At 37.4% G+C, this 6,707-nt stretch carries 4 protein-coding genes; all 4 read right to left on the bottom strand.

Annotated features, from left to right (window positions below):
- Positions 1-1,409, bottom strand: a 1,409-nt coding sequence (locus tag J4P91_RS24635) for an SGNH/GDSL hydrolase family protein (RefSeq protein WP_207996171.1), incomplete at its 3' end; no start/stop codon positions are given.
- A 15-nt stretch (positions 1,410-1,424) separates the two neighbouring features.
- Positions 1,425-1,655, bottom strand: coding sequence for a BhlA/UviB family holin-like peptide (locus J4P91_RS24630; RefSeq protein ID WP_374192065.1), 231 nt, complete (start codon positions 1,653-1,655; stop codon positions 1,425-1,427).
- A 43-nt stretch (positions 1,656-1,698) separates the two neighbouring features.
- Complete coding sequence (locus J4P91_RS24625; RefSeq protein WP_207996169.1) at positions 1,699-5,232, bottom strand: phage tail spike protein; 3,534 nt, start codon at positions 5,230-5,232, stop codon at positions 1,699-1,701.
- On the bottom strand, positions 5,229-6,707 hold the full coding sequence (locus J4P91_RS24620) for a distal tail protein Dit (RefSeq protein ID WP_207996168.1): 1,479 nt from the start codon (positions 6,705-6,707) through the stop codon (positions 5,229-5,231). The genes J4P91_RS24625 and J4P91_RS24620 overlap by 4 nt, the downstream gene beginning before the upstream one ends.

Genomic DNA, 6,707 nt, shown 5'->3' with positions numbered 1-6,707 from the left:
ACAGAGTCTCCTACAGCAAATCCAGTTGTTACGCTATTCCCATTCGCTACAAAATTTCCGTTTGCAGTACTAACAATTTTCTGCCATTCTCCAACTTCTGGAGCTTTACGCACTTCTTTCGAATACGTTAGCCCTGCATTCGTTGGAAATGTCCATCCTGTGGCCACTCCTGCGTTATCACCAAGCATCATTGGATTTTGATTTAAGATGGTTGCATCTGTGTTAGATATACCTAGCATCGGAATTGGTTTAATGAAGTTTTTGAGTACGTTATATACTTCTGTCCCCATTAATATTGCACCAGTTTGAACTGGATGCGTTCCATCAGATGATAAACCTGGTACAAGCGATGCGTCTGCTGCGTTTATTAAAGTTTTTGCCATATCTACTAAAATAACATTTGGATTATTGATAGCGTAATTTCTAATCCATGCATTAGTTTTATCTTTTATAAGCTTTTGAGCAGCCGTTGTATGATAGTGTGACGGTGTAATAGTAGATGTGATAATCACAATGTTGTTTTGAGTCAAGATTTTATAAATGTTTTCTAAGTTTGCGATTAGATCTTCATAGGTAATATTGGCTGATATGTCATTCACGCCACCCATGAAGAAGCAATATTGCGGCTTGTACTGTAGTACGTCTTTATCAATGCGTGCAATCATTTGATCTGTCCTGTTTCCTCCGATACCTGCATTATTAAGGACATTAAAAGGACTCCCTAGCAGAACGTTTGCCCATGAGAAGAAACCCTTTGAATAATTGTAAGCATATGTGCTTGTTATAATAGAATTTTGTTCTGTAATACTGTCGCCAAATAGAACAATCGTATTTGATTTAAACGCAACTTTTTGCGACAAAATCCCAATTTGAGTAGAGTTTTCCTCTGATTTAGCTTTCGCTTCTTCTGCGATTTCTTTTGAGGCGACTAGCGCTGGAACATCGACACCTTCAAGCTTCTCTCCGGCTTCAATCGCTTTCTCAATAATACCTAACTCGTTTGTAGATTCGATTGTACTATCGGACATAAACGATTCTTCAACGTAGAATCTAAACTTTGAAGTTACGATTCTCTTACCTTCTTCCTCGATATGAATCTCGCCAAGCACATCGCCAACAACCGCTACTGTTTGCGTAGTAAGAACGATAGAGATGCTTCCTGTTTCAGCGTCCTCAATTTCGACTTTCTGATCCTGAAATACTAATTTACCGTCCGGCTTTTTAAACGCTGCTTTGACGCCAGCATTCGTTAAAGGTAACGGATTACCGTCTTGCGTAATACCGATGATTAACTTAGCGGAGTTTAAATCGTTCTGCGAAACTTTAATCTTTTCGGAAGTAAGTTCTTTCTTTGTATCTACGATGAGATGAAACGGTTTAAAACGTTCGGATATTTTCACTTCTGCCATAGTATCAACCTCCTATTATTTTCCGTCTTCTTTCGTATTTAATATCTGCTTGATTTCCGTTACATCTTTCGATAACGAGCCGAAGGCTTTCGCTTGTTCTTCGATTACCTCCTGGTTCTTCTCGATGACGGCTTGTAGCTTACCTTCGCGTTCTTTACTTTCCTTACGTGAATCGAAAAAAAGCCAAACAAAAAGGACTGCTAAGAGTCCTTGTGATAATGCTAATTTAAAAATTTCTTCCGGCATAAACATCGTCGCCCTCCTTTTCAAGCAAAATAAAAAAGACCAGCTATTGCTGCTCTGTAGGTTCCGTTTGTTCAGTTGTGCCGCCTTCTGCTGCTCCTTCTGGTCCTTCAGTTGTTGGTGTTTCTGGTTCTTGAGGTTCATTTTTATCATTTATTAATTTTTGTACTAACTCTTCTAATACAGTTACTCTAGTTTCTAATGTCGTTATCTTTTCGTTAAGCTGTTTATTTTCTTCAGTTAAGCGATTATTTACTTCATTTTGTGCTAAGACATGTTCTTTTAACGCAGCCATTGTTACAGATGACATAGTATAAACATCGATTGTCTCGTGCTTTTCACCTGTAAAAATCTCATCAGCATCATCTGCGATTAAACCAACGTTTTTACGAATTTCTTTAATCGTGTGTAAATTATCCGGATCATTTTCTCTTATTTCATACAAATCAGCAATATCAGTTTTTAAGTAATATTCTTTCACATTTGCTTCTAATACTTTTTCTAGAGGTGAAAACGTTAAATCTTTGATATAAGATTTATATTTAGCTAAAGATGTGTTCAAAAATCCAGACGCTTTAACAGGAGCAAATGAATTTAAACCACGATACTTTATTTGTAGTTCTTTATCGTAACCCGCAGCCGCAGAACCCCTTATAGTAAAATAGGATAAGTTTAAATCAGAATCATCTCCCTTTCTAGTGATAGATGCAACATTCGTAAGATTTGTATTGCTATTATGAAAATAAAATTCACCTATATCAGATTGAAAAAAATGGGTACCTTTACTATTCGTTTGTATTTGTCCGGAATTCCTATAAAAATTAATTCTAGCATTTGTGTACAAATTTGTTGGATCACTGTTCTCTACCATCCCAATTGTCCCCACAGCTGTATTCATATTATTCGGATCCATAATATTATAAATCATAAACGAACCGGACGCATTTGTATTTGAATCAGTATCTGTCCCTAAGATGAATGTTGGTTGTAAATATCCATCTCTCCTCTTCCAAAACCCCCAGAATGACCTCGGTGTATTTTGATCAATCAATTTTACATATTGTTCTTTCATTTCAACATATCGATCACTTTTAGCTGTCTTGATCGTTACACCTGATAGTTCGTGTGCTTCTAAAGATTTAGCTACAGTATTTCCATCTAATTCAATTTTTTCTGCTTTTATTTTTACTGCCTCAGCTGTTTGGTTAATTGATGAAATAACCTCGCCTTTTTTTACTGTGTTGAGAATGTTGTTCTCAGTAACCTCAATACGTCCTTCCATCGTCTTTACATATGCATCTGTAGCAAATGTACCATCTGCTTCGATTTTGGTGTATGTCTCTTCTTTAGTTGCTGCTAGTGATATACCTTTTTCATTGGCTGTAATCCTACGTTCTATATCTGTAACCTTTTGGTTATAGTCTTCTGTTGCTATTTTATCCGCCAATTCATCCATGATTTTGTCTTTATCAACCATATCGTTAGGATTTTCAATGAAAGAACTTGCTTTCGTTCCCTTTTGTAACATAGGATGTGCCATCCAAAAAGTACCGTTACGAATAACATAGGCTCTTAATGCTACTTTATCTGCTTCAGGCGGAGCGACTTTTGTGAATTCTTGTCTTGTCCAGGTATCCGCTGGCATTGTAAAATCATGGATTCCTGCCTCTAATTGAGTACCATCTGCCTTCCAAAAGACAGCAACCATACGCATCTTCTGATTTAAATGCTCTTCTAGATTTTTTATTTTAAAGTAAGCTGATACAACAACGTTTTCTCCCGGACTAACAGGAATTCTATCAGCTGTTATATTTCGATATGCATTAGCTGTATTACCACTAACAGAAAGTTTAAGTGATGAATCCCCCCAGTGGGTTTCATTAATATCAACAAAAAAGGGTACTGCACTTGAAAAATACTTTGTCCCTTGTGTGAATCTAGAGTTTCTAATTAAATTAATTGGTCCGATTCCACCGACATAATCCTCCACTTGTTTAATATCAACTTTAGCCTCAATCGCTTGTGAGGTTTGCTCAATTTTTGTGTGAGCATCAGTGATTTGCTTACCATGCTCTGTTGTAGTGATAGATAGTTGGTCAACTGTACTCGTTAATCCCTTTACAGATGTTTGTATGTCAGCAGTTCGTTCATCAAGTTCTTTTACATCTTCGCCATAGTCAGGTATAAGTGCTTCCCATTCTGTACCGTTCCACTTTTTCAAAATACCGGGTTTCCCATTACTAATATCAAGCCAAAGTGTTTTACCAGGCTCTAATCCTGTTGTAGGCGGTGTTTTACTTTCGTTAATAGTCGTTTGATAGTTCTTCAGATTCTCTTGTACTTGCTCTGCTAATTGTTTCGCTGCTTCTGATTCTTTTTGTGCAGTCTCAACCTTTTGATTGTTTTCGTTGACTAGTTTTTCTAGTTGGTCTAACAACTCTTTATTAGCCTTACTGCCCAAAGTAGCGAGGATTCTGTTGTACATTTTTCGTAACTCTTCGTTAGCATCCACAATCTCTCGATAATCACCAAACGTGTATTTATCTTGACTTGGATCAGTGATTGATTCATCGCCAGCGATTGCACGAGCTTCTAAATATAACTTAGGTGTGAACCCTGTATCCTTAATATAAAGCGTGTCGCCCTCGTTAATCATTTCATGAGCTAATCCAAAAACACGCCCGATTGATTGAGCGTCTACTTGGTATGAAACAGATGTATTAACGCGTTTCTTTAACTCGGTTTTCATAAGAGTCAGTAGTCGTTGAGGTGTTATATCTTGTTCTGTCTCTGGAGTATAGAATCCGAATTTATGTTGACCGCGCTCATTCCAACGTTGAAAAGCATCAGGGTCAACGATATAAGGAAGACCGTTATTGATGCTCTCAACAGTAATAAATTTGTCATCTTCACCTTTCACAAAGCCCACAAGTGCTGTACAGATGTTTTGAGAATTCTCAATACGTTTAATTCCCATCAGGTCTTTACCAAGCGTTATTTCTTTTCCTGTCTCATTCCCGCGCTTTTTAACCATATCTACATATCGTCCAACAATTCGTGAACCTACAACCTCAGCACGATATACGATTTCTAATTCAAATAGAGAAGCAATATCTTTTAAGAATTTTAAAGGATCAATAAATTCATCAATGGTCATCGTGTGGAATCCTGCATATTCCGTACGACCTCGTTTCCACTTCGTCCCTGCCAAAGCCATATCAATAAACTCATTAACCGTCTTTCCTTCTATTCGCTGCGGTTTAATGATTCCAACTTTCGCTAATAAAATCCATTCACCCGATGCGTACACAGTGACTGATCTATCATCAGAGTTTTTTTCTATTTCTGTAATAACATAAGGAACAACGCGGCCATCACGTACTTCTTTTAGTACCAGATTTTGTTGCATGAGAGTAGCTGATTGTTCTGTATTATCGAACACCTTAAAATCCAATGTATCGATGTTATTCTTGATTTCCCAGTGCCGCATATCATCCCAGTAATCTTTTGGTTGAATACCTGCTATAATTTGTCCTGTTTTAAAATCAACAACATGCAATTCTCCACTAGGTGTTCTCATCTAAATCGCTCCCTGTATGTTACCTTTGCTGTTCCAATATCTGAAGGCATAATTTCAAATCTATTTATCCCTCTATTTACAATAGGAAAATCACTGAAAATATCTTTTATATTTATAGCGTTCTTACCCTCGATTGTGACTAGACTTTTCTCTGTATCAATTAATATTTTGTCTCCAACATCAGCAATGTAAGGGGGATTGTCCTGTGTGCTCATATTGACTTTCCAAATCTTCAAATCATCGATACTCATGTCTTGAGAAAACATGTTATTCGAAAATTGACAAATACTGATTTGGACTTGTGCTACTTTGTTCATATTGACATTATCCTCGTCTACCCACACCGCAAAGCGTTCCGAATCATCTGTTTCTGTACCATGCAAAAACTTTGATATATACGCTTCCCACCGATTTCCTGTTCGAGCAACCCATAAACGCCCTCGATACTGATTCCAGGTGTGTGGATGATCACCGGATTCATTAATCAGTACTTGAGCACCAGGCTTTGTATTATTACCAATTTTGACGAATCCTGTGTTTTGCTCTGCTTGCCAGTGTACGTCATTCATAGAGATACGGGCTACATATTGACTAGTTTCATCAAGTAAGCCTATTTCCACACGTCCCATTTGATCCCAATGCCAACTTCTAAGTGTCACATATGCCTGCATAATAAAATCTTGCAAAGGCCCGTCTGGAATATTCTTTTTCGCAATAGCCCCATGCCACCCTTTTATATTTTCTGAACCAAAGTGGAGTGGTACAAGCTTATGTCCCTCCGTCTTGAACTCGCCGCCACCAACCATGTCCTCGCTTTTATTTACATTAGTCCAACCAATGGTTGTTGACATCTCATCCCACATCACACGTTGATTCCTTTCAACTGGAACTTGATCCACTTTTAATGGGTAACCAATACGGAAATAATCATCGCCATTCCATACATCTAGAAATGTGGATGGTTTTTCAACCTTAACTTCGATAATAGGGTTCGATTCTACTGTTCCTGTGTTTTTTACGTTTGATACAAATCCTCTACCATCTAATTCGAAATCTACGGATTGCTCTGTTCTTAGTTTGTATGGTGTTGGACAGATAAAGGTAATAGTCGCCTGATGTATGTTAGATTTCTCTAGATTTTCTTCCACAGTTTCTTTAATTCCGTAATAAATAACATCAGGATCATCTGTAAATGAAATTTCGACTGGTTTATCTGTATCTAGTAAGTCGTTCAATTCATCTATCCGTGCTCTAAGTTCAAAAAGAGAGACTCCTTTGAGAGAGAAGTCTACTTCGATCACTCTCTTAGGAGTCCTTTTTCCTAAATAATATGAACCAGGGCGGTGTGGTACTATTAACTCATGTATATCATCACTTAAAATCCCTCGACCTCTTATATCGTTGACCATAAAAAATCCTTCTTTGTATTTCTTCTCGAAGTATTCTTCCAGGTTTATTCCGTTGAATATCAGCAA

The sequence above is a fragment of the Bacillus sp. XF8 genome, assembly GCF_017498755.1.
Taxonomy (GTDB): domain Bacteria; phylum Bacillota; class Bacilli; order Bacillales; family Bacillaceae_G; genus Bacillus_A; species Bacillus_A bingmayongensis.
The sequence above is the reverse complement of the archived record's forward strand: the minus strand, read 5'-3'. Positions and strand labels throughout refer to the sequence as shown.

What these genes read in the sequence shown, in the direction of transcription:
- J4P91_RS24625 (WP_207996169.1), bottom strand. Translation starts at nt 5,232, where the DNA reads ATGAGAACACCTAGTGGAGAATTGCATGTTGTTGATTTTAAAACAGGA.
- J4P91_RS24630 (WP_374192065.1), bottom strand. Translation starts at nt 1,655, where the DNA reads ATGCCGGAAGAAATTTTTAAATTAGCATTATCACAAGGACTCTTAGCA.